Source organism: Nitrospira lenta, from assembly GCF_900403705.1.
Taxonomy (GTDB): Bacteria; Nitrospirota; Nitrospiria; order Nitrospirales; family Nitrospiraceae; genus Nitrospira_D; species Nitrospira_D lenta.
In genome coordinates, this window is record NZ_OUNR01000020.1 from 81,521 (window position 1) to 103,244 (window position 21,724).

The 21,724-nt window shown below is 59.9% G+C and carries 20 protein-coding genes; all 20 read right to left on the reverse strand.

Annotation, left to right across the window (positions count from 1 at the left end; translation table 11 throughout):
* Positions 1 to 13 precede the first annotated feature (13 nt).
* The 20 genes from NITLEN_RS16040 to NITLEN_RS16135 all read right to left on the reverse strand — a co-directional run bounded on the left by NITLEN_RS16040 (position 14) and on the right by NITLEN_RS16135 (position 21,724).
* Positions 14 to 730 carry a WbqC family protein gene (locus tag NITLEN_RS16040; protein ID WP_121990654.1) on the reverse strand — a complete coding sequence of 239 codons (717 nt, stop codon included), beginning with the start codon at positions 728 to 730 and terminating at the stop codon, positions 14 to 16.
* A gap of 3 nt (positions 731 to 733) precedes the next feature.
* Positions 734 to 2,263 carry a hypothetical protein gene (locus NITLEN_RS16045; protein ID WP_121990655.1) on the reverse strand — a complete coding sequence of 510 codons (1,530 nt, stop codon included), beginning with the start codon at positions 2,261 to 2,263 and terminating at the stop codon, positions 734 to 736.
* Positions 2,256 to 2,441: a hypothetical protein gene (locus tag NITLEN_RS16050; protein ID WP_121990656.1), complete on the reverse strand. Its 186-nt coding sequence runs from the start codon at positions 2,439 to 2,441 to the stop codon at positions 2,256 to 2,258. The genes NITLEN_RS16045 and NITLEN_RS16050 overlap by 8 nt, the downstream gene beginning before the upstream one ends.
* A gap of 15 nt (positions 2,442 to 2,456) precedes the next feature.
* Entirely contained in the window at positions 2,457 to 3,443 is a 987-nt protein-coding gene (locus NITLEN_RS16055; RefSeq protein WP_121990657.1) for a glycosyltransferase, read from the reverse strand.
* A 10-nt stretch (positions 3,444 to 3,453) separates the two neighbouring features.
* Positions 3,454 to 4,680, reverse strand: coding sequence for a glycosyltransferase family 4 protein (locus NITLEN_RS16060; RefSeq protein ID WP_121990658.1), 1,227 nt, complete (start codon positions 4,678 to 4,680; stop codon positions 3,454 to 3,456).
* Positions 4,677 to 6,605 carry an asparagine synthase (glutamine-hydrolyzing) gene (gene asnB / locus NITLEN_RS16065; RefSeq protein WP_121990659.1) on the reverse strand — a complete coding sequence of 643 codons (1,929 nt, stop codon included), beginning with the start codon at positions 6,603 to 6,605 and terminating at the stop codon, positions 4,677 to 4,679. Before asnB ends, NITLEN_RS16060 begins: the two co-directional genes overlap by 4 nt.
* Positions 6,606 to 6,609: 4 nt before the next feature.
* On the reverse strand, positions 6,610 to 6,867 hold the full coding sequence (locus tag NITLEN_RS16070) for a hypothetical protein (protein ID WP_121990660.1): 258 nt from the start codon (positions 6,865 to 6,867) through the stop codon (positions 6,610 to 6,612).
* A 76-nt stretch (positions 6,868 to 6,943) separates the two neighbouring features.
* Positions 6,944 to 7,831 (reverse strand): class I SAM-dependent methyltransferase, encoded by an 888-nt coding sequence (locus tag NITLEN_RS16075; protein WP_121990661.1) that lies wholly within the window; start codon positions 7,829 to 7,831, stop codon positions 6,944 to 6,946.
* Positions 7,828 to 8,985 (reverse strand): glycosyltransferase, encoded by a 1,158-nt coding sequence (locus NITLEN_RS16080; protein WP_121990662.1) that lies wholly within the window; start codon positions 8,983 to 8,985, stop codon positions 7,828 to 7,830. The genes NITLEN_RS16075 and NITLEN_RS16080 overlap by 4 nt, the downstream gene beginning before the upstream one ends.
* Positions 8,982 to 9,815, reverse strand: coding sequence for a class I SAM-dependent methyltransferase (locus NITLEN_RS16085; protein WP_121990663.1), 834 nt, complete (start codon positions 9,813 to 9,815; stop codon positions 8,982 to 8,984). Before NITLEN_RS16085 ends, NITLEN_RS16080 begins: the two co-directional genes overlap by 4 nt.
* Position 9,816: 1 nt before the next feature.
* A complete protein-coding gene (locus NITLEN_RS16090; RefSeq protein WP_121990664.1) occupies positions 9,817 to 10,659 on the reverse strand; it encodes a class I SAM-dependent methyltransferase in 843 nt (280 codons plus the stop codon).
* 4 nt (positions 10,660 to 10,663) lie between these two features.
* Positions 10,664 to 11,323 (reverse strand): class I SAM-dependent methyltransferase, encoded by a 660-nt coding sequence (locus NITLEN_RS16095; protein WP_121990665.1) that lies wholly within the window; start codon positions 11,321 to 11,323, stop codon positions 10,664 to 10,666.
* A gap of 6 nt (positions 11,324 to 11,329) precedes the next feature.
* Positions 11,330 to 12,274 carry a glycosyltransferase family 2 protein gene (locus NITLEN_RS16100; protein ID WP_121990666.1) on the reverse strand — a complete coding sequence of 315 codons (945 nt, stop codon included), beginning with the start codon at positions 12,272 to 12,274 and terminating at the stop codon, positions 11,330 to 11,332.
* A 6-nt stretch (positions 12,275 to 12,280) separates the two neighbouring features.
* Positions 12,281 to 13,333 (reverse strand): class I SAM-dependent methyltransferase, encoded by a 1,053-nt coding sequence (locus NITLEN_RS16105; RefSeq protein WP_121990667.1) that lies wholly within the window; start codon positions 13,331 to 13,333, stop codon positions 12,281 to 12,283.
* Between the two features lie 99 nt (positions 13,334 to 13,432).
* Entirely contained in the window at positions 13,433 to 14,923 is a 1,491-nt protein-coding gene (locus NITLEN_RS16110; protein ID WP_121990668.1) for an oligosaccharide flippase family protein, read from the reverse strand.
* Positions 14,920 to 16,119, reverse strand: coding sequence for a glycosyltransferase family 4 protein (locus NITLEN_RS16115; RefSeq protein WP_121990669.1), 1,200 nt, complete (start codon positions 16,117 to 16,119; stop codon positions 14,920 to 14,922). The genes NITLEN_RS16110 and NITLEN_RS16115 overlap by 4 nt, the downstream gene beginning before the upstream one ends.
* 46 nt (positions 16,120 to 16,165) lie before the next feature.
* Entirely contained in the window at positions 16,166 to 17,368 is a 1,203-nt protein-coding gene (locus NITLEN_RS16120; protein WP_121990670.1) for a glycosyltransferase family 4 protein, read from the reverse strand.
* Positions 17,365 to 18,747 carry an O-antigen ligase family protein gene (locus NITLEN_RS16125; RefSeq protein WP_121990671.1) on the reverse strand — a complete coding sequence of 461 codons (1,383 nt, stop codon included), beginning with the start codon at positions 18,745 to 18,747 and terminating at the stop codon, positions 17,365 to 17,367. Before NITLEN_RS16125 ends, NITLEN_RS16120 begins: the two co-directional genes overlap by 4 nt.
* 22 nt (positions 18,748 to 18,769) lie before the next feature.
* Entirely contained in the window at positions 18,770 to 20,908 is a 2,139-nt protein-coding gene (locus NITLEN_RS16130) for a GumC family protein (protein WP_121990672.1), read from the reverse strand.
* Positions 20,909 to 20,926: 18 nt separating this feature from the next.
* A complete protein-coding gene (locus NITLEN_RS16135; protein ID WP_121990673.1) occupies positions 20,927 to 21,724 on the reverse strand; it encodes a polysaccharide biosynthesis/export family protein in 798 nt (265 codons plus the stop codon).

Below are 21,724 nucleotides of genomic sequence, written 5' to 3' on the forward strand. Positions count from 1 at the left end.
ACCTGCCTCCTCATCATGATCGCGATGACACCGTCGCCCGGTCTTCTCGAACCCGGCAACCGCGCACCTGCTTCAATGCATCAGGCCCCACGCAAAACAATAGATCTATCGCCGATAGATTCGGCTCAAACGGCTCGTACATCTGACGGTACTCGGGATGGTGAAACTCTTGGATCTCCAATTCCACACCGGAGGCTTCAAATCGTGGCTTATCCATATAGCCTTCTGCTCCTGGCCCCGCGAGATACTGCGTTGCGCCGACGGCCCGGCAGAGATCGATGAGGCGATCCGTTGGCTCCTCGCGCGCGATCATCCCTGAGGCACACCGCACCGGCGTCGTGATGCCATAGGACTGGAGCAGCCACCGAATCACCGCCAGATTCAAATCGGACAGCTTCGTCCAAGGCTGTGCATAGATCGCCCGCAACTCCGGCACATACCGATCGCGAAACGGCGCCCGCGCATAGTGCATCTCCAGCGCCCGCAGATGCTGCTCTCGCCATGCCGCCGTCGGATTGATCAGCACGTCCTGCACGCGCTGACCGAAACGGTGCAGCACCGGCACCGTCAGCCATTGCCACCCGTCCGCCGTCCTGATGCGGTTCCGGTTCTGCCATTCGTTCTTCTTGAACTGGACGGTGTCCAGCACGATAAACAGATCGGCGCGATCAATCTTGTCGAGATACCCCAGCCACGGCAGAAACTGCGGTTGATGAATCGTGACACGCATGGGCTACCCGCGTTCCTTCGTCTGGACATCCACATACAGGGGATTGGTCAACAGCTCGCCGCTCTGGCCGACAACCTCCAGACGGTAATACGCGCCGCCGTCCGGCACCGGCTGCATATCCGCCAATTGATACTGCACGGGGGTCTCGGCCTTCGCGATGCCGATAATCTCGCCTGACCGGATCAAGCGCATGGTGACCGGATGAGACTTGCCGTCACGCGCAGAGAGCCGCACCATGGCGACCACGTGCGAGCCGGACGGCAGAGCCAGGTGATCTCCGATGCCGACGGTCGCCGGATCGCAGTCACAACCAAGGCTGAACTCGTCCACCGTCAACATCACCCGATGATCCCCTTCGGCGACCGCATAAGCATGGCCGGACCTGATTGCCTCCAACACACCTGCAACCGATCGTTCTTGAGCAAAGACCGTCGTCACCACACGGTCGAGATCCTTCCCCTTATCGGCCAACCCGTGAAAGGCGATCTCCCCGATCATCGTCGGCACAGCAGACTGTGCCGTCCCCTTGTGCGCCTGAATCACCTGATCCCAGAGCCCGCCTGCGGCCGTCGCCATCCTCGTATCCTGATAGAGGCCGCCGAATCCGGCATACCCGTTGGTCAAAGCCAGCGCTTCCGGATGGGCATCGGTCCTCACCGTCACGGTTCCCAAGGGACCGAAGGCATGCGCCTGTAGATCGCGCGCCTCCGTCATCGACCAGAACACAATCGCACCGCGTTGAGTCGCGACATCCACTAACGCCTGATACGGTCGATACCCCAGTTGTGAATCGTAGGAACTGAACGGCGGCGTTCCCAACGGCCAGGCATGCACCAGTGTGGCCACGGCCAGCACCAGACAGCATGCGGCGGCCGTTCGACGCGCCGCACTGACCGGCTCGCGCCAGCCTTTCACCGATTGCCGGCGGGGTTTCCATAAGAACAGCGCGGGAATGACCAAGAGCAGGGGCGCGGCATTCGCGAGACTGGCGCCATCCACCGTAAAGGAGGCCGGATTCCCGCGTGCCGGGAGCGCGCGATAATCCTCCGCCTTCGTCAGCCCCAACACCAAGAGATTGCGTTGCGCGTCATGCATCGTCAGATCGCCGCGCCACAGCGAACCGGTCCAATAATAAAACGGCGCAACCTCGACTCCCGGCACGATCACCAGCCGAGGATGGCGCGCTTGCACCGTGTGGATCTCGTCAAGATAGCGCTCGACCCCATAGGACAGGATCGACGGAAAGCTGACGGTCTTCTTCAGCAGCCCGGGAAGAGGCTGAAGGCCATACTCATACTCCAACGAGAAATTGTCGGAGAGCACAATCGCATCCAGCCCCTGTTGTTCCGCCCTGACCGCCAGGTCCTCCAGGCTCAACGTCCCGGTACTGGCCGTGCTATGCACATGAATGGCGACACGAAGCGGCACCCGCTGTTCCGCGGCCAATACCGTCGGCGACCAGGCCAGCCCCGACCACGCGAGGCCAATCCAGGCTGCGACACCGACCGCGGTTTGCCAGATGAAATTAGACATGAGCCTGTACGGATCTCCGATAGACCGACTCAACCGCCTCAACCATGGCCTGCACTCCGAATGCCTGCCCAATCGCGCGCGAGGCATTCCGGCCGAGCCTGTCGGCCAATTGCGGATCGCTCAGGATGCGGCGCAACGCCTCGCTCAATGCCCGGCTGTCCCCCGCTGCGACCAGCAACCCGTTCTCCTCATGTCACACGATCGCAGGAATCCCGCCGACCCGGCTCGCCACCACCGGCAGACCCGCTGCCATCGCTTCGATCAATGCGCGCCCCATTCCCTCGTTGAGCGAAGGGAATACGAAACAGTCCATCCCCGCCAAGCACCGCTCAATATCGTCTCGATGCCCGGCCAGATGGATGCGATCACGGAGGCCTAGCGAATCAGCTTGGGCAAGCAAGGCGTCCTGTTGCCCGCCGCTTCCCACGATCACCGCATGGAGCTGTGGAAACTCGTCTTTGAGATAGCCCACGGCCTCGACCAACACCCGATGGCCTTTGATATCCGTCAACCAACCGATCGATCCGACAATGGTCGCATCAGCAGGGCAATTGAACCCCGGTGGAATCTGCCGGCCTTCGACTCGCGCGCGGCGAAACCGCTCCACATCGATGCCGCTGGGAATCACGGCAAACCGGTCGGCACGGCCGACTCCCCGATTGAGATGATCGTCACGCTCCGCGCTCGTCAACGCCACCAGCACAGTCGTGATCCGACACAGGATGCGTTCAACCTGCACAAAGATCCTGGATTTCAAGGGACCGAAGTGGCCATAAAACACATGCCCGTGCGGCGTATGCACAATCATCGGAACCTGCGCGAACCAGGCGGCCACGCGACCGAGTACGCCGGCTTTCGACGTGTGGGTGTGCACGATCGCCGGACGTTTCGCTCGCAGGATCCCGACCAATGTCCACAGGGCACAGAGATCCTTCCAGGGATTGATCGGGCGAACGAGCGCAGGCACGATGACGCAGGAGATCCCCTCCTTCTCCAAACGGCGACCATGTTCCTCTGTCGCCGCCATGCCGCCTTGCGCATCCCACGATCCGGGGTGGCCCGCAATCACCACCGGCTCATACTGCGTCCGATCATGCCCCAAGACTGTGAGCATGGTGTTTTGCGCCGATCCACCGCGATCGAGCCGCGTAATGATGTGAATCACCGTACGTGCCGCCATAGAGATCCTGCTAGGCCGCCTTTCGTTCCGACGCCGGCTTTTTTGTGGAGAGCCGGATCAGATCCGCGCAATGCTGCACCCAGTTGTACCGGCGCTCCACCAGGCTGCGCCCTTTCCTCGACAACCGCTCCCGCTCCACCGGCTCCTCGATGCGACTGAGCACCCGCGCCAACGCATCGGCAAATGAACGGCTATCCGTCCCGTTTGAAATCAGAATGGGATCGATCTGACCCAACACTTCGGGAATCGCGCCGACCGGCGTGCCCACGACCGGCGTGCCGCAAGCCAGCGCCTCCACCGTCACAAGTCCGAACCCTTCGAGTTGAGCCGTCGGCATCAGGACCAGATCCGCGGCCTGGTAATAGGCCACCAGCTGCTCCTCGGGAATAAACCCGGCCAGCCGAACAATCTGTTCCAATTGTCGCTGCCTGATCCCCGCTTCCAAACGAGCCCGTAGCGGCCCCGCGCCTCCGATCACCAAGAGACAGCGCCGACCGACGTGCCCCAACTCTGAAATGGCATCCAACAGCGTCTCCAACCCCATCCGTGGAACCAGATTGCGGACGGTAAAGAGAATGGTCCGGTCCTCCGGTAACCCTAAACTTCGCCGCAACTCTCGTCGATTGCCAAACGGACGAAACAGTCCCGGATCCGCCGCCCCCGGTATCAACACAATCCGCTCGGGCGCAATACCATGCGTTATCATTACACGCTGCCGCATGAACTCACTCAAGACGACAATCCGGTGGCAGCGACTCATCACCAGCCACTCAATGCTGCGGCGCGCCCAGGCATTCACATGCCGGCGCAGCCGCGATACCCACGAGGTCGCGGCCGCAGTACGCGTGAGGTATTCCTCATGCGCGAGAGAGTGGCAGACATACAGCCATTCGGCCGCCGCCTTCCGCCTGAGATACAGGGGACCAAGACCTGTGAGGGCTTGATGGATGATCGCCATGTCATAGGAAGACTTCGCGGTCACACGATCGAGCACGGACAGGGCTCCCTGCACCGTCGATCGCACAAAGCTCCACTCACTCTTCTTCGATATAGGAAACCGCCACTCTTTCGCGCCGCCGATCGCGACCTCCATCGGCACAGTTTCGTCCGTCGCCCGCGTGAGGAGATCCACCTGATGCCCCGCCGCAATAAAACCGACGGCCTGCTGCCGCAACACCCGCTCAGCGCCGCCGATGACCCGTTCGGCCGAGACTTCCGCTAAGAGCAGCACCTTCACAAGACCTCCACGGCCAGCGCCGGTTCAACAACTGGCTGTGCGGCTTGTTCATGCCATAGCTCCAACACCATCAAGGCATAGAGTTGATCCGCGAAATTTCTTCGCCCACTCTGATGTTCCGCCATCAGCCACCGCACATACTCAGGCGTCACATAGCCACGCCGCCGAACGGCTGCGTCGGACAACAGATCCTGCGCCATCTCACGTAGGTCTTCGCGCAACCAGCGGGCCAGCGGAATCATGAACCCCTGCTTGGGACCGCTCAGGATTGCCTCAGGTACAATCCCGCGCAAGGCGGAGCGCATGAACCCCTTCAGCTGCCGGCCCGGCAGTCGCAGCGATGGGGACACCCGCAACGCGCAGGCCAGCAGCTGGTGGTCGCAAAACGGGACGCGGAGCTCAAGCGAATGCGCCATACTCATCCGGTCACCCATACGCAGGAGATCATCGGGAAGATAGGTCTGCAGATCGAGGCCCATCGCGCGATCCATCGGATTGTTCGACGGCCATTGATCAAACAGCGCCAAGGGTCGGCTTGATGAATATCCGTGGGGCAAAGCGTCTCTCATCGCCCCGCTCCAGATGCCGGTCTCCCATTCGCCTGGAATGAACGTCGTCCACCGGCGATATTGCTCGGCCAGCGAGCGATGGCCATGCTCCACAAATCGCTTCACCCGCCCCATCTGATCGCGACCCGCTCCACTCTCACGACAGGCCCATGCGGCAGAAGAAGCCAGCCATGAGCGCACCGCGCGAGGAAGCGTCTGATAGTAAGACGCCAGGCGGATACCGAGGTACCGCGGGTAGCCGCCGAAGAGCTCATCGCCGCCGATGCCAGACAACGCCACGGTCACGGATCGGCGCGCCACTTCAGATACCAGATAGGTCGGAATCGCCGACGAATCCGCGAACGGCTCCCCCATCCCCGCGACCACTCGCGGGAGAAGCCCACGGATATCAGGTTGTAAAATGGCTTCAGTGTGGTCGGTTCCAAAATGTGTCGCGAGGAGCCGGGCGTTGGCCAGCTCATTGTAGGACTGGTCCTCGGGATGCCCATACCCGATCGTAAAGGTCTTGACCGGGCCACGCTCCTGCATCATGGCCAACAGGGCCGCCGAATCCACCCCGCCAGACAGAAACAATCCCACCGGCACATCGCTCACCAGATGCGTGTGGACCGTATCGCGGAAGATCTCGACAAACTGTTCCTTCGCCTCGTCGACCGTCGCCCACTGAGACGGCGACATGGATTCTTCAGGCCGATAGTAGCGGAAGACCTCGACAAGCCCCTGCCCGACTCGCAAGGCTTCGCCGGGCCTAAGTTGATACACGCCTTCGTAGATCGTGTCGGGTCCGGGAACGTACAGCGAGGTCAGATAGTCGGCAATGGCTTGCGGACGAATACGCGCATCGGGCAACGCTTCCAACAAGGATGGCAACTCGGACGAAAACAGCACGTCGGTGCCGGTCGATCCCGATCCGAGACGAGTGGCATAATAGAGTGGCTTGATCCCCAATCGATCCCGGACCAACAATGCTTCCTGCCGCTCCCGATCCCAGATCGCAAAGGCAAACATCCCTCTGAGGCGCGAAAGACCGTCGATGCCTTCCTGCTCATAGAGATGCACCAGCACTTCCGAGTCACAGCGGGAGGTAAACCGGTGACCGCGTTCGATGAGATCCTGACGCAAGGCCCGATGGTTATAGATTTCTCCGTTCAGCACCGCCCAGACCGAACCGTTTTCGTTCTGCACCGGTTGCTGTCCTCCGGCAGGATCGATGACGCGCAAGCGACGAGCCCCGAGCGTGACTCCGTACTCCCGATGCAGCCCCTGTTCGTCCGGCCCTCGATGGACCAGCCGACGGAGCATCCGGGAGACCAGCGTCTCTTCACTCGAACCGATGATGCCGCAGATTCCACACATCTGGTTATTTGTCTTTCCCTTCGATCATCGCCCGCTCGTGCCGCTCTAACTCCTCTCGCTCCCGTTCATGCCGGGGCGAAACTGCTTGCGGCGGAACATCGACCGGTTCATACCGCATAAACTTGGCATCCCCAACGGATGTCAACAACGAGCGAACACCGAGCGCCGCGACTGCACCAAGGAGACACACGATCACCACGCCACCCCAAAACCCGATCCGCTGCTTCCATCGACGGCGGCTCTGCCAGCTGATCGGGCTCACGAGACGTCATCCTTCCGTCGGGTAATCAGGGCAACCGATGTCGCCCAGCTCCGCGCTAGCCTATCGGCGCGTGCAGTCACGACACACCGCCTACGCGTCGAGCGATCAGTTCAAACGACGGCGCCCAGATCAAGCGGCCGCCACTCAGCCGATAGGCCAATGCGGCCGCCATCGACAGTCCGCTTCCTACCAATCTCCACTTCAGCCGGCGCCCCCAGGATGTGGCACTGGTAACCGGACCCAGGCTCGGAGCGGAATTGCGCAGAGACAACACCTCAAATCCGCTGGCCTCCATCAGCGTCCGCAAGGCGCTCGGCGAATAACTGAACAGGTGAAATGCTTGGTCATGCTGAGATCCGCACCAGCGAACAGGCGCCCGCATGCACTGATGAAAGAGTCCGTTTGATACCCGAACCGCGATAATCCCCTGCGGTTTTACCTGCAGAGCCATGGCTCTGACGATCGCCGCCGGATCCGTCACCGTTTCCAGCACATTGACCAGCGTCACCACGTCATACTGGCCGACCGTCGATTGCGCGAGTTCGGCCGGAGAAAAGACCGGGTAGCCTTTCGCCCTCGCTCGCGCGGCTGCTCCTTGAGACACTTCAACGCCGGCGCAGGTCCAGCCCGCCTCCCGACAGAGCATCATGAACGCTCCGTCTCCACAGCCGATATCGAGCAGCCGTCCCGGCGAGATCCGCCAATCCGACAGATGCGCCAGGACGCTGGCAAACACCGGCCGTCGATCCGCCGAACTTTCCGCGGCGCCGTAGGACCCGTCATAACTCTCTCGATAATATTCCTCGACCCTGGTGGAAGAGGGGCGCGGGCTCAGGAAGACCAGCCCGCACATCGGACAGGCCACATACCGTCTCGTCGCCGTATGAAACGCCTCGGACGGACTCCGGCCTCCCCCGCAGGGGCACACAACGGTTTCCATCTCAAGCGGCAGCGCGAGGCTCATGCGACCCTCCTGCTCCAAGCGGGTGCATCGACCCCTTCTGTCCGTAGCGCCGCATCAAACACCGCCACCGTCTTCTCGACCATCCGGTCGACCGTAAACTGCGCCTGCACGACAGCACGCCCGGCGTCTCCCAATTGTCTCGCTCGCTCGGGATGTTCCAACAACGATTGAATCGCACCGGCCAGCCCCGCGACATCGCGGGCCTTCACCAAAAGGCCGGTCTTCAGATGGTCGATCACTTCAGGCACGCCATTCACGCTGGTCGCGATCACCGGCTTTCCCATGGCCAGCGCTTCGAGAATGACAAACGGAAAGCCCTCGGAATGCGAGGGGAGCACTACCACATCCGCCGCCGCATAGAATTCCATCACGTCGTCTCGGGATCCGACAAATCGGCACATAGACGACAGGCCTCGGGCAGCGGCCAACTCCTCCAGCGGCTGCCTCAATTCGCCGTCACCCACACACACACATTGCAGTCCCGGCCACTGGTCCCGCAGCAGAGCCAGCGCTTCAATCAAGTCGCCGTGTCCTTTGGGTGGGGTCAGCCGAGCCACTGTGACCAGCAGCGGGCCATCGGTGAGGCCGAGTTCGCGCCGCACCTTGGTTCGATCAATCGGTTTCTGAAACGACAGTCGATCAACCCCATTGTGAACCGTCTCTGTCCGAGCGGCCGCCGCCGGATCATCCTGGATCACATCACGCCGGACGGCGTCGGACACACAAAGAATCCGCGTGGCCCACGGCAAGGTCGCCCGGAGCGCGGCTGAATAAATCCAGCGTTTCAATCGGCTCACCTCGTAGTCGGCGATCGAATTGTGGACCGTGGAGATCACCACCGGCACTCCCGCCAGCCACCCGGCGACACGTCCATAAAAATTCGCCCGAGCCCCGTGCGTTTGCAGAATCGTCACGTTCTCTTGAGAGAGCACACGCACCAGCCGCATAAGGGCGAAGGGGTTCAAAAGAGGCTCCAGATGCACCACTCGCACGTCCACGCCTCGACGCTGCATGCGACCGACGAACGAGCCCGGCTCCGGGCAGATCAGAATCGGCCTGAAACGCGCCGGGTCGAGATGCCCGCAGAGCAATTCCAGATAGCGCTCACCGCCGCCATAAGAGGCCGACCCCGCCAGTTCTGCGACCACGATCATGCCTGTGATCCTTCTCGCTTCAACCCCACAATCATGGATCCATTTCCTCGCTTCGGCGAAAACAGCATCTCCAGCCCCACGGCAAGAAGCACCCCCGGCAGGAGTAAGAACCCGATTCCTCTAATCCCTTGTCGCTCACCGGATGAAAACATCTCCTTGAGCAACGCCACCCATCGACCAAATGTGGCGCGTGTATCGAGCACTTCTATGGACCGCCGCTCCAGGGCATGAGTCAACTGCGACAGACTAAACCCCTCATGCACATGGTCGTCTCCGGACCGATGGGCTCGGAAATGATGTGGCGTCTCGGTCTCTCCGGAACCAAACCATGAGTGCTGATGAAGACTCGGCACATGGATGAACAACAGTCCGCCGGAACGCAGCGCTGTGACCAGTCGATCGAGCGTCCCATCAAAATCTTCGATGTGTTCCAGCACATCGATGGAATAGACCAGATCGTACTCACCGACACTGGCGAGTCGCGCAATGTCCGATTCAATCACCGACACATTCTGATGTCGCAACGCACCCCTGACCTCAGGGTTCACATGCAAATCCCACCCGACAAAGGTACAGGTTGGATAGCGGACCGCGAGCATCGCCGCCAATTGAGCCTCCGGGCCACATCCGGCATCCAGAACACGCCGCCCACCCTGCCGCAAGAACGCGGCCACTTTCCATTGCAAATAGAGGCCTTTGATGACCAGGCCGGTATGAAGGCCGCCCAACCACCGTTCAGATAGAGGACTGGCCACAGTTCTATAGACCTTGTCGAGAACGGAGATCATCGTGTGTGCTGTGCCTCCACCGTCATTGATTGTGTTCGCCATCTCATCGTTTCCGCCCCACGATCAAGAGACTCCCTCGCAAATGCGGAACGGCATAGAACGGCCACTTCACCCAATCGATCGCCTGCTGCTGGGATGTCTGTCGGCAGTCCTGCGTGTCCTCGCCCAGGAAATGGCGTGATTCGGCAATCTCAAATCCGATACTCTTGAGCATGTCAGCTAGCTCGTGCATTGCATATTCGCGGGCATGCGGCCGCCATTCATCGTCCGGATTGTCATACCCGGGAGGAGCCAAGCGGTCATTGAGCGTCCGGCCGGCCAACAGCTTCATCACGTTGCCGATGCGCGTCACATTCGGCGTCGTGATCACAACGCAGCCGCCCGGTTGCAGAATACGATGGGCTTCCGCCAACAGATGAAAAGGCGACGTCAGGTGCTCAATGATTTCCAGGGCAAATACCAACCGCGCAGTCCCCTCTTCCATCGGCACGGCAGTCGGATACCCCTTCAGCTCAAACTGTTTGGCCGCCGGATCCAAATTCACCGTCAGAATGTCCACATCCACATCCTGCTTCATGAGTGCCACGAATTCCGGACTGGCCATGAGGCCGGCCCCCACGAGCCGAGCCGATCTCGTCGGTTCGGTCAAGCGCAACAGCCTCAACAGGCTGCCGGGATACGGTCCGAAATCCACGATGGCCTGCGGTCCCTGCGGCAACCAGCGCAGCCCGCTCTGCAATGCGATGTACAACCGATCCCGGCATTTCAGCGCATGATGCATCGGCGTGGTGAACCGAGGATCCTCACTCCCGAATACCTCATAGCGAGAGGGACGAAATTCCCGCATCACGCCATCGAATCCCGATCTGGTCAATTGGTAACTCATCGACTCAGGATCTCCGCCCGATCAACAACAATGTATCGCACAACCAGGTAAAACCCATGGCGGCCAGGGATTCATAGCGCTGGCGCAATCCGGTCACGGTCACAATCTCAAATCCTTCACCAGCCACGAGCGCATTCAGCAAGGCCGCATTAAAGGAATGGAAATGCCGCGCATCCGCCGTCACAGACGGCACACCTCCCCGCAGCGCCTCCAAGCGAAAGCGCCAGAAAGCGACATTCGGCACCGTGATCAAGACATGACCGCCAGGGCGGAGGACTCGATGAAATTCCGCGATGGCCCGCCCTGGTTCAATCACATGTTCGATCACCTCGCTAGCCACCACCAGGTCGAGACTGCCGTCAGGTTCTGGCAGACGATCGACATTGAGATCCACCGCATACCGGCGATCCACCCCTTCGGCACGAGTGAGCGCCGCAACAGACAGATCGCACCCGTGCACCACGACACCCGGCCATATCTGCTTGATCTCCCTGGCCAGCCGGCCATCGCCGCACCCCACATCCAGCATGCGCTCAGGCGCAAGCGCGGCCACTCTCCGGCTAATCTGGCCATACCGCCGGACGCCCTCGAACGCGCCGGCCGCAGCCTTCCAGCCGTTCCACTCGAGGTCATATTGTTCACGTTGGCTCATAGTCTGTGGCATCGCTCGTTATCCTTTCAAACTAGCCGAACAGAGGGGCGTACGATCCGTGTCGTCAGCCCCCAACCAGACCCGTCGCAACGTCATCCACATCGCCTGAAGCTGCGGTCGTCGATCGGAGGCCTGCGAGCAGGCAGTCACAATCAACCTGCGCATCACGCCCAACGCAATCCAGCTCTTCATCAGAAATCGCCGGGGTTGCGCAAAGTGCTTTTCCACATAGCGGATACGACTAAGCTCCCATTGCTTATTGAGACCATGGCGGTTCGTGCGGCTACTCCGTCCGAGCAGATGCACCACCTCACCCTCCGCCACATGCCGGACGCGATAGCCCAGCTGCTGAATGCGACGACAGAGATCGACATCTTCGAAATACATAAAGAACCGTTCATCCAATCCGCCCAGCCGGTCGTACAACGCTTTGCGGATCATGAGACAGGCGCCATTAGCCCACTCGACATCCTGCGACTGGGTGCAGTCCGTCGGCGGCAGAGTGCCGACCACGCGCCGGACAACCGTCGGCAGCATCTCCGCATAGCGCACGTGGTCGCGAATCGAAGGAAAGGGGAAACAGGATTGCAACACCCGTCCCTCTCCATCTCGTTGCAAACAACTCACGACCCCGATGTCCAGATGCTGATCCAGACAGGTCATCATCGTACGAAGCGTGTGCTGTTGCATGACCGTGTCGCTGTTCAGCAACAAAAGATATCGGCCTGAGCTGACAACGGCCGCCTGATTGCAAGCCTTAGCAAAGCCCTCATTCTCAGCATTCGCAATCACCGTGATATGAGGGAATCGAATCCGCACCGCGTCCGCGCTCCCGTCGCGAGACGCGTTATCCACCACGATCAGCTCATACTTCACGTTCGTCGTGCTGTCCTGGACCGATTGCAGGCAGGCCAGCAGCAGGTCGCGCGTGTTGTAGCTGATGACGGCCATCGACAGATCCACGTTCCCCTACTCCTCTTGCTTCACGGCGCTGAGCATCAATTCATTGCCCGCCCCTCGCCAAAAGGGCAACAATCCTCGCTCCAGCCAATGAAGCCCCCGCACAATCGGACCGGCATCGCTCGATCGCGTCTTTTCCCTCGCATGCCCCTGGCGGCGAATGCGAAGACTCTTTTCGTAATTCATCCGTGAGAGGAACGAGCGTGTTTGTACCCGTTCCACGCGAAAGCCCGCCCGCTCCACACAGGCCCGCAACGTGTCCGGCGTAAAGAGCCAGAGATGCCGAGGCGGATCCAGCGCCATCCAGTCATCGGCGAAGAGCCGGCTCATCAGCCCCGCAAAGTTCGGCGTCGTCAGCACCAAGCGCCCGCCCGGCTTCAGCACCCGATGGCACTGCCGCAAATGACTGATCGGATCAGGAACATGTTCAATGGCATGGACCATCGTAATCACCGTCATGCTTCGGTCCGGCACACCGGCCGTTTCCAGCGTCCCCACCTTCACCGGAACACCATAACTCTCTCGTGCGATCCGCGCCGCATGCGGAGAGAGATCGACACCCAACACCTTCCAACCCAGCGCTTGCATTGACGCCAGATAGCCGCCCGCCCCGCACCCGACATCAAGCAACGTCCCGCCGTCAACAAAGCGAGGACACAATTCATCGCGTCCATACCGAGCCCGATCTTGCAGCGTAGGGACATGGCTCAGCACACGCCCGGTCACCGGAGCCCACCACTCGGGCCGCTTGAACCGGGTATAGCCGAATACCTCGCTCAAGATGATGCCCCGCATCGCATCGCGCATCCCGGCCGCCGGCCGAATCGGCCCATCGCCTTGGATTGCCCCCTCGTGCGGCTCATAGTCCTCCGGGTAGCACTTCGGAATGTCTTCCGTCGTCGGACGTGGACTCTGCCAGACCAATCCGCAAGCAGCGCAGCGAGCAAACCCAAACTCGCCCTCGACGGGATAGAGCCGGTCATGCAAACCCTCAAACAATGCCGAGCCCGGCAGGCCGCACAATAAGCACTGCGCGATGAGTTCGGTCATTACCGCCGGCATACGGCCACTCCATTCATCAGCTCGATCAGCCGCTTGTTCGGACAACGGATGATAGTCAAGACAGCCATCGAAATATTGCCAGACACTCGATCCACCCGTTTAGGCCCCCCACAACAGGCGTAAGCGAAGAGACTCACGCGACCAGAGATGCCAGCCATAGACACTGACACCGGCCAAGCCACACAACGCGCCCAGCCATTGCGCCATCCACAGCGACGGCACGGCCTGACTCAGCACGACCCCACACCCCACCAACAGCACCAAGCCTCCGGCCCATCGCAACGGTTCAAACGCCGACGTCACTTCCACTCCTAACATTTTCACCGTGGCCCTAAGATGCAGGCCGAGCCCCACCAAGAATGTCAGCGTTAATGCCCACGCGGCTCCGACCAGCCCCCAGACCATCGTGAAGGGAATCACCATCGGAACATAACAGGCGCACATGACCGCCCAGATTTGCGTTTGGAGGTCCGGACGATTGGCGCCGCAGTGAAACGCCGCCATCACACTGCAAAACGCCGCCGCAATAGCAAACAGGCACAACACCCGCAACGGCTCGACCGCCGCCGACCAGGCAGGACCGAACACAAACGGAACCAGATAGGGAGCCAGGATCGCGACAGCCATCGCACTCGGCACCACGAGCATGCCGGTCAGACTCATGTGGAGACTCAAGGCCCGCAAGACTCCGGCCCGGTCATTCTGCATCAGCGCGTACGTCGGCAGGCTGATCTGAGAAATCACACTCATCGCCCGAATGCCGATCATCGTCGGAATCGCCATCGCCAACTGATACTGCCCTAACCCTCCGACTCCCTGAAGCCGGCCGATCACAAAGTCACCCCCGCTCATGACCGTAAAGATGAACCACGCCGTCACGTTCTGATAGCGGCCATAACTCCAGAGGCTCCGCAAGGCCGTACGATCCAGCGACCAACGGATACGACAGGGTGCAATCCAAAATGAGACGAGCGAACCGAAGGAAAAGGCAACCAACTGCCCTCCCAGCAACGCCCAGGCACTCTGCCACCACCAGGCCAATCCAATGGTGACCGTGGCCTCAACCAACCGCCGGCTGAGATCGAACGACACTCGCCGCCGAAGATCCAGCTGTTTAAGCAGAACGAACAACGCCGGACTATGCAGCGATTGTAAGAAAACGCCCACGGCATGAATTCGAAGAAAGAAACCGAGCTCAGGAATCCGCATGCTGCCGGCAATGACGTCCGCCAGTGCCCAGAGGCCAAGGGTCAGAACGAATCCACGAATCACCGACAAGGTCCAGGCCACGCGCAGATCTTCATCCGTCACCTTCGGCTTGGCGATCACCGCCGACTCAAGGCCCAACTCTGAAAACATCTGAATCGCCAGCACGACGGCCGCAGACGCCGCCATCAACCCAAAATCGCCCGGCAGCAGCAAGCGCGTCAGGACGATGAGCTGGAGAAACGCAATCCCCTTATCGACGACGAAGCCGGCCATCGCCCACCCGCCGGCTTCCAAGACTCGATGGCGGATGCGCCCCGCGCCGGCGGCGACCACGTCTGACTCGCCCGAGGTGACCGGCTCATGATGCGTTGACATCGTCATGACGCACACACCCGTTCACGCCGTGGTTCAACCGGAAGAATCCCGAAGACCCGCTCCAATTCCACGGCTCTCGACTCCCACGTGTGCGACTCCAATACAGCCGCGCGCCCGGACTGTCCCATTCTGATTGCCGCCGAAGGATTTTGGATGAGACGACACAATCCTCGCGCAAGATCGTGCGCATCCTCACCCTTCACCGAGACACCCGCGCCCAGCGCTTCCACGAGATCTCCGTAGCCTTCTCCTTCCGTCGCCACCACCGGCCTCGCACAGGCCATATATTCCCAGAGCTTCATGGAATCGCCTGGATAGAAACGGACAGGACGATGGAGCACCGCGCACATATCACTCGCTCCAATCCACCAGGACACTTCGTCAAATTCCACGCGCCCGACGAACGATACGGCCTCTTCTAGTCCTCGTTGCCGCACCAACGCTTCAAGGGCCGGCTTGGCCTGGCCATCGCCGACCAAAAGAAGCATCGCAGTGGGGTATTCACGCCGGACAAGCACCATCGCGTCCACGAGCGTATCCAGCCCATGCCACGGGAAAAACCCTCCGACGAATCCGATGTATGGACGATCCTGGCTCAATCTCAGGCGACGGCGAGCCTCAGCCTTATCGCGCGGTACACAGGCGGAAGGATCCGCTCCGTTTCGAATCACGCGGCACCGGGCTGCTTCAATTCCCCACTCACGTTGCATCCATTGCGGAATTTCGCGGCACACACTGACGACGGCCTGAGCCTGTTGCGTCGATAGACGCAAGGCCCCTTGCACCAGCCCGCGAATCGGAGCCCACCCCCACAGACCGGTCAATTCTTCAGCCGGCAATCCATTCACGAACAGTACGTAGGGACAGCGCAGCACCAGAGAGCACCACAAGGGGGCAATCTGGCCGGGCGAGTCGAACCACAGGAGGACCTCCGGATTTTCCCGCCGCATCGCTCGGAACAGAGCGACCGCCGAGGCAAGGAGATACAGCAATGGCCGGATAACCGGAACCCGCAACACCCGCACCCAGACCGGACGCGCGCCACCTAAAACAGCCGCCTCATCCATCTCAGTCCGGGGTTTCGGCGCCACCACACGCACCGCATGGCCCCGAGTGGCAAGGGCACGCACCAATTCCACCACCTGGCGACTCCCGCCGCCGGCAACCCCCAACTCCTCATCGCAATAGACCACAATATTCATATTGATCTAGCGAAAGACCTCAACAGGCTGGCGCATCGCGGCTGATTCATGCTCTCTCACCTGCATTGTTGCTATGAACCCGTTGTTGATGCTGATAATCAGGAGCCATCGGCTTGGCGAGATCGCGCAGCCCTCGCACGATCGCCTCCCATCCAAACCGTTTCTCGACGAACGTGCGGCCGTCGCTACCCAGCCGGCGAGATTCCTCAGGCTGGTCTAGCAATGCCAGGACGGCATCGGCCAGAGACTCAGCACAATCGGGCTCGACCAGGACCACTCCATTCGATTGAGCAAACAGCGCGGCAACCGAAGGGATCGCGCTGGCGACTACCGGCTTCCCGCAAGCCAGGTAGTCAAAGATTTTGACGGGCGAGGTCTCCCCCCGATCCCCGCAGAATGGCGCGACGCAGACATCCATGGCCCCGATCAACAACGGAACCTGCGCGTACGACACGCGACCGGTCCAGGTGATCCAGGAAGAGAGGCCTCGCTGAGCGGCCTGCTCACGAAGGGCCGCCGCCTCCTCTCCATCCCCGACCATGACGAGTCGCACAGACGACCGCCTTGCATGCAGACGTTCAAAGGCTCCCAGCAATGTCGTCAAGCCTTGATACTGATAGAAGCTCCCGACAAATCCGATGTACTCACAGGCCGGATCCAGTCCCGCCTCGCGCACACAGCGGCCCCGCTCTCTCGGATAAAACAGCGACACGTCCGACCCGCTCGGCAGCAGCGCCACCTGCGCAGCCGCCACCCCATACCGTGTCTGCACGAGCTGGCCCAATCCTTCCGTCAACACGACCACGCGGTCGCACCGCCGAAGCGCGAAAGCAGCCAGGGCATGCGTCAAACGGCCACGCCATCCACCGGCACCCCACGGAGGAACCGGCTCGCCGTTCACTTCACAAATACACGTGGCGCCGAAGATGCGCGCGAGCAGTAACGGATGAAGACTTTCCATCCAGCGGTAATACACCATCTTCGGCCGCTGACGGAGCCCCCGCCACAGTCCTGACAAGAAGGCCAGCACCGCGAAACTGATCGGTCGAATGATAGATCCCGGCAACATAGCAATCGGCACAACCCGCGATCGCCGCGGCACCAACGCTGAGCGATACTTCGGAGCAAACACCGTGACATCGTCTCCGGCGGACACCAACGCATCGGCGAGCGCCCAGATCCGCACTAACCCCACCGGGTCAGTGGGCGCATCCGGTTCATGCCAGTAACAACAGACCCACCAATTCATACAGGCCTCGGTTCACCGGCAACCGGCGCTTCGGCGTTCGACAATCGCGGAAGAATCATCACCAACCCTGCGCACAACCAGAACGGTTCCATGATGCGGATGATGATAAACGTGTTGGCCCCCACGGCATGCGCCAACATCGCCACAAGGCCAAGCCCAACGCCTAACGCCAAGCCCTTCGCAAACGGATCGTCTTCCGTCGCATAAATTCTTCGGGTACTCATCCACAGCCGCGCGGTAATGACGATGAACCCAAGCAACCCGGCCAGGCCGGTCTCACCGATAATCTTGACGTACTGCGCGTCGGCCCATGCATAGCCGGTCACCCCGCGGCCAAGAATCGGATTGTGCACCCAGTCCTGTAGGACATAGGCCCAGGACCGGAGACGCTCCGATGTCGAGAGGTCCAACCCCACCTGGCCGACTTGAATTTCTCCTCCGTACTGGCGGCCGAAGAAGGTTTCGTTGATACGAGTCTTCACATTGTCCGGAGCAAAGAGCGGCAAGAGTGCCATGGCCAGCAACAGCAAAACCATGACCCGCGGCTTTCTCCACTGTGACACTCCGACCGCTACGACCAACACCGCTCCGGCGAGATAGGAAGACCGTGAGAGGGTGGCCATCAAGGCCAGCAACCCGCACCCACCGAGGACCACAAGCGCGATACGGATCGGACCGCTTTTCATGTGAATCAATAATCCCGTCACAATAGCGAGCAGAAACACGAGATAGCCGCCCAGCGTATTCGGCTCGCCGACTTCTCCTTCAAACGGCGCCGTCGCCCGTTGTCCGCTCGGAATTTGATAGATGGCATAGAGACTAATGATGAAGCCGGTGATGAGCAGCGCGGTCACCAGCCCGACCACCTGCTGTTTGGATGTCACGTGATTCACCACCATGAAGTACACGAAGAAATATTCGAAGTACTTCAACACGAAAAAGAAGCCCGTCACCGGCTGCACCCGGCCCGCCAACACACCCATGAGTGTCGCCACAACACAGACGATCATATAGGCAGCAATGGGACGATTCAGGGGTGTTTCACGAAACAGCCCGAGCTCTCGGTACACGACGGTTTTGACCAACCATCCAATCCCGATGATCACAAGAAACACATCATCCAGGCGAAAGGACAATTCGCGCGCTCCAACGCCGCGCCCTTCGACGCGACCGACGGCAATCTCCGGAGAAAGCAGCATGGAGAAGATGAGCAGATACAGCGCGGCTGGCACCGACGTAAATGCGATGACGACGATAAAAAATCCTAGGGTGGCCTGCAATCCGATGAGCGGAGTGGTCAGCGTCAGGCCAAGCGCGAGGATCACGGCCAACGCCGTGACCACGATCACATCATTCGGTTTAACAGCGGCGTAATACACAGAATCCGGACTCCCATCTCACTCACCGATATTCGTAACGGTACAGCCCATATTCAGGAGTCACTTCCGACTTCACATTGGTGAGCACCACGCCCATGATGTTCGCCTGGGCATGATCCAGCAGAAACTTGGCGCGCTTCAGCGCATTGCGTCCGATTCTCCCGACTTGATAGACCAGGATCGTCCCGTCGACCCGCGAACTGAAAGCCACGGCATCGGTCACCGGCAGAATCGGCGGCGTGTCGAATAACACCATGTCGTAGTCCTGCTGCATTTCATCGACCAGCACCTTAATCTTATTCAGGTTCAGGAACTCATTCGGGTTGCCCGATTCAGACCCGCTCGTCAGGACATGCAGATTATCCAGCCCCGGCGTATTCATCATCCGATCCGCTCCGATCGGCCCCAACATCAGATCCGATGCCGACCGTACGTAAGACCGCCACGATGTCGTGCCGATCAGGGCATCGACCAATCCCGGCTCACGATCCAGGCCCAACCGCTGGTGCACAATGGGCTTTCGGAGATCGGCATCGACCAGCAGCACCCGCTGCCCTTCCTGCGCCATGGTAATCGCCAGATTGATGACCGACGTGCTCTTCCCTTCACCAAGCCCGGCGCTGGTAAAGATAATCGACTTCACCTTTCGATCCATGCTGGCAAATTGAATATTCGTGCGCAACGACCGGAGACTCTCCGACAGCACCGACTTCGGATCGACCAGGCAAATCAACCGCGACAAACTCTCCACGGTTGCAGGCGGCGTCGAAGCCGGCAGCGCGGCCTTGGCCTGCTCCACCAATTCACGATGGTCGAACTGCGGAATAATTCCCAGAACAGGCACCTTGAGGAATTCCTCCACCCCTTCGATCGTGCCGATCGAGGTATCGAACGATTCACGGGCAAACGCCAGCACCACTCCCATGAATAGTCCCATCAGCGAACTGACCATGATGTTCAACAGCATGTTGGAGGCGTTGACCGCCGCCATGGGCGCGATGGCCGGAGCGATGATGGTCACTTCCTCAATCTGCCCCGCGCTCTTAATCAACAGTTCCTGATGTTTGACTTTCAGCGATTCAAGAAGATCGGCGTTGACCTTCACATCACGCTCCAGCCGGCTCATCTGAATGGCGGCTTTCGGGAACGCCATGTACCGCTCCCGATACACGTGAATCTGCTGGTCCAGGGCAAGCGCTCGCTCATTCAGAGTTTTTTGCTTTGAGCGTAACTCCCGCACCATTTCGGCCTTCAGGCCCGCAATCTTCTGCGAAATCTCCTTCACCACCGGATGGCTCTCTGTATAGTTGATCAACAGAGCTGTTCGTTCCTGCCCAAGGTCCAAGAGCCGCTGATTGAGTGCCGTCAGTTGAGCGTACTGCTCTTCGGTAAAGATACGGATATTGTCCTGCTCCAGCGTACCGTCATGCCGGCTCAGGACAGCGATCTGCCTTTCAGCCTCGCCTCGATTGCGCAACACGGCGTTGTGCTGTTCCTCCAGCTTGGTAAAGGTCTCGAGCGCAGCCTTGGCTTCATCGGTGAGAAAGACTTGCCCTTCCTGTTCCTTGAAGTTTCGCAGTGCTTCCTCGGCCCCGGCCAGTTGCCCCTCCAGTTCCCGAAGCTGGTCCTCAACAAAGCGTCGAGACTCTGTGACCAACCGATTCCTTGCCGCGATATTCTCTTGGCGATAGGACTCCGCAACGTGATTGGCCATCTGTTCAGCCATCCGCGCCTCACTCGCCGTGGCGGTAATCCTGATGATGTTCGTTTCGCCTTCCCGCTGCGTCTTAATTTGCTGGCCAAAGTTATAAATCAGATTCAAGTGTTCGGCCGACCGCTTCTGCTCCGGCGTCAGATCGGATGGCACCACCCCCAACTGCGTCGCCACCCGCTCCATGACAGGAAAGCTCCGGATAAACTCCGATTGGGTAATCAGATCGTTGGCATTGGAGAAGGACATCGAATCCAGCAACTGCTGCACGACCGTTGTGGACCGGTCAAATTTCACTCGCGCCGACGCTTCATAGACAGGCGGCGGTTGCAACAGCTGAGAAAAGATCACCGTAAACCCCACGACCAGCGCGGCTGCAAGCATGATGAGATACTTGCGTTTCTTAATGATCAGCCAATAGTCGATGACATTCAGCTCATATTGTGCCATGGGACCGTCGTCTCCTTGCTATCGTATCGTGGCTGTGGGGAAGAACGCTGGAATCAAGAACGCCGGATAGAACGGGGCAATCGCCATCTGCACGATCGGCATAATCTTCTTGGCAGCCTCCGTGGTATCGCCCAAGTGTTCCCGTGGAACGAAGATCACATCGTTTTCTTCCAGAGCGATGTTTCGCGACAAATCACCATAGGTAAAGGTTCTGGCCAAGTCGGCCGTTACGATGTAGGGACGATCCAGCGATCCGCGCACAATACGGATTTCTTCCAGCAACGCCGTTTCGTTATAGTTCTCCACGGCGGCCAAAGCCTGCAGCACCGTCATGTTTCTCGGCATCGGCACCGCTCCCGGCTTCCGAACATCTCCAAACACAAATATCCGTTTGATTTTGAGCGATTTCTTTCTGAGCACGACTTGGACTCTGGGATTCCGCATATACGGAATGACTTGTTCTTGAATTCGTCCCTCGGCTTGCTGGGCGGTCAACCCGGTCACCATGACTTCCAAGAAAGACGCGCCAATGACTCCATTCTCCCGAACAACACTCGTGAACTTTTCTTCCCCTGCCCCGCGGCGAATCACGATGTCGAGCGTGTCCCCAGGTTCAATCGGCGTCTCCGCCGTCGGCACGGCCTCATCCGCGTAGACATCGCCCTTCGGCATCGGAGGCAACGGCTGCGTCACCGGGCTAATGGCCGAAGGCGGCAGAGAAGATTGTCCGGGATTTCGGCAACCCGGCAATATCTGAAGTCCTACCGCAAGAGCGAGAAGACTCCATCCAACCGATCGATGTATACGAATACTCAT

Bases quoted from the DNA above. Each gene is read 5' to 3' on its own strand.
- NITLEN_RS16040 (WP_121990654.1), bottom strand. From the start codon at position 730: ATGCGTGTCACGATTCATCAACCGCAGTTTCTGCCGTGGCTGGGGTAT.
- NITLEN_RS16045 (WP_121990655.1), bottom strand. From the start codon at position 2,263: ATGTCTAATTTCATCTGGCAAACCGCGGTCGGTGTCGCAGCCTGGATT.
- NITLEN_RS16055 (WP_121990657.1), bottom strand. From the start codon at position 3,443: ATGGCGGCACGTACGGTGATTCACATCATTACGCGGCTCGATCGCGGT.
- asnB (WP_121990659.1), bottom strand. From the start codon at position 6,605: ATGTGTGGAATCTGCGGCATCATCGGTTCGAGTGAAGAGACGCTGGTC.
- NITLEN_RS16075 (WP_121990661.1), bottom strand. From the start codon at position 7,831: ATGAGCCTCGCGCTGCCGCTTGAGATGGAAACCGTTGTGTGCCCCTGC.
- NITLEN_RS16080 (WP_121990662.1), bottom strand. From the start codon at position 8,985: ATGATCGTGGTCGCAGAACTGGCGGGGTCGGCCTCTTATGGCGGCGGT.
- NITLEN_RS16085 (WP_121990663.1), bottom strand. From the start codon at position 9,815: ATGGCGAACACAATCAATGACGGTGGAGGCACAGCACACACGATGATC.
- NITLEN_RS16090 (WP_121990664.1), bottom strand. From the start codon at position 10,659: ATGAGTTACCAATTGACCAGATCGGGATTCGATGGCGTGATGCGGGAA.
- NITLEN_RS16095 (WP_121990665.1), bottom strand. From the start codon at position 11,323: ATGCCACAGACTATGAGCCAACGTGAACAATATGACCTCGAGTGGAAC.
- NITLEN_RS16105 (WP_121990667.1), bottom strand. From the start codon at position 13,333: ATGCCGGCGGTAATGACCGAACTCATCGCGCAGTGCTTATTGTGCGGC.
- NITLEN_RS16110 (WP_121990668.1), bottom strand. From the start codon at position 14,923: ATGACGATGTCAACGCATCATGAGCCGGTCACCTCGGGCGAGTCAGAC.
- NITLEN_RS16115 (WP_121990669.1), bottom strand. From the start codon at position 16,119: ATGAATATTGTGGTCTATTGCGATGAGGAGTTGGGGGTTGCCGGCGGC.
- NITLEN_RS16120 (WP_121990670.1), bottom strand. From the start codon at position 17,368: ATGAATTGGTGGGTCTGTTGTTACTGGCATGAACCGGATGCGCCCACT.
- NITLEN_RS16130 (WP_121990672.1), bottom strand. From the start codon at position 20,908: ATGGCACAATATGAGCTGAATGTCATCGACTATTGGCTGATCATTAAG.
- NITLEN_RS16135 (WP_121990673.1), bottom strand. From the start codon at position 21,724: ATGAGTATTCGTATACATCGATCGGTTGGATGGAGTCTTCTCGCTCTT.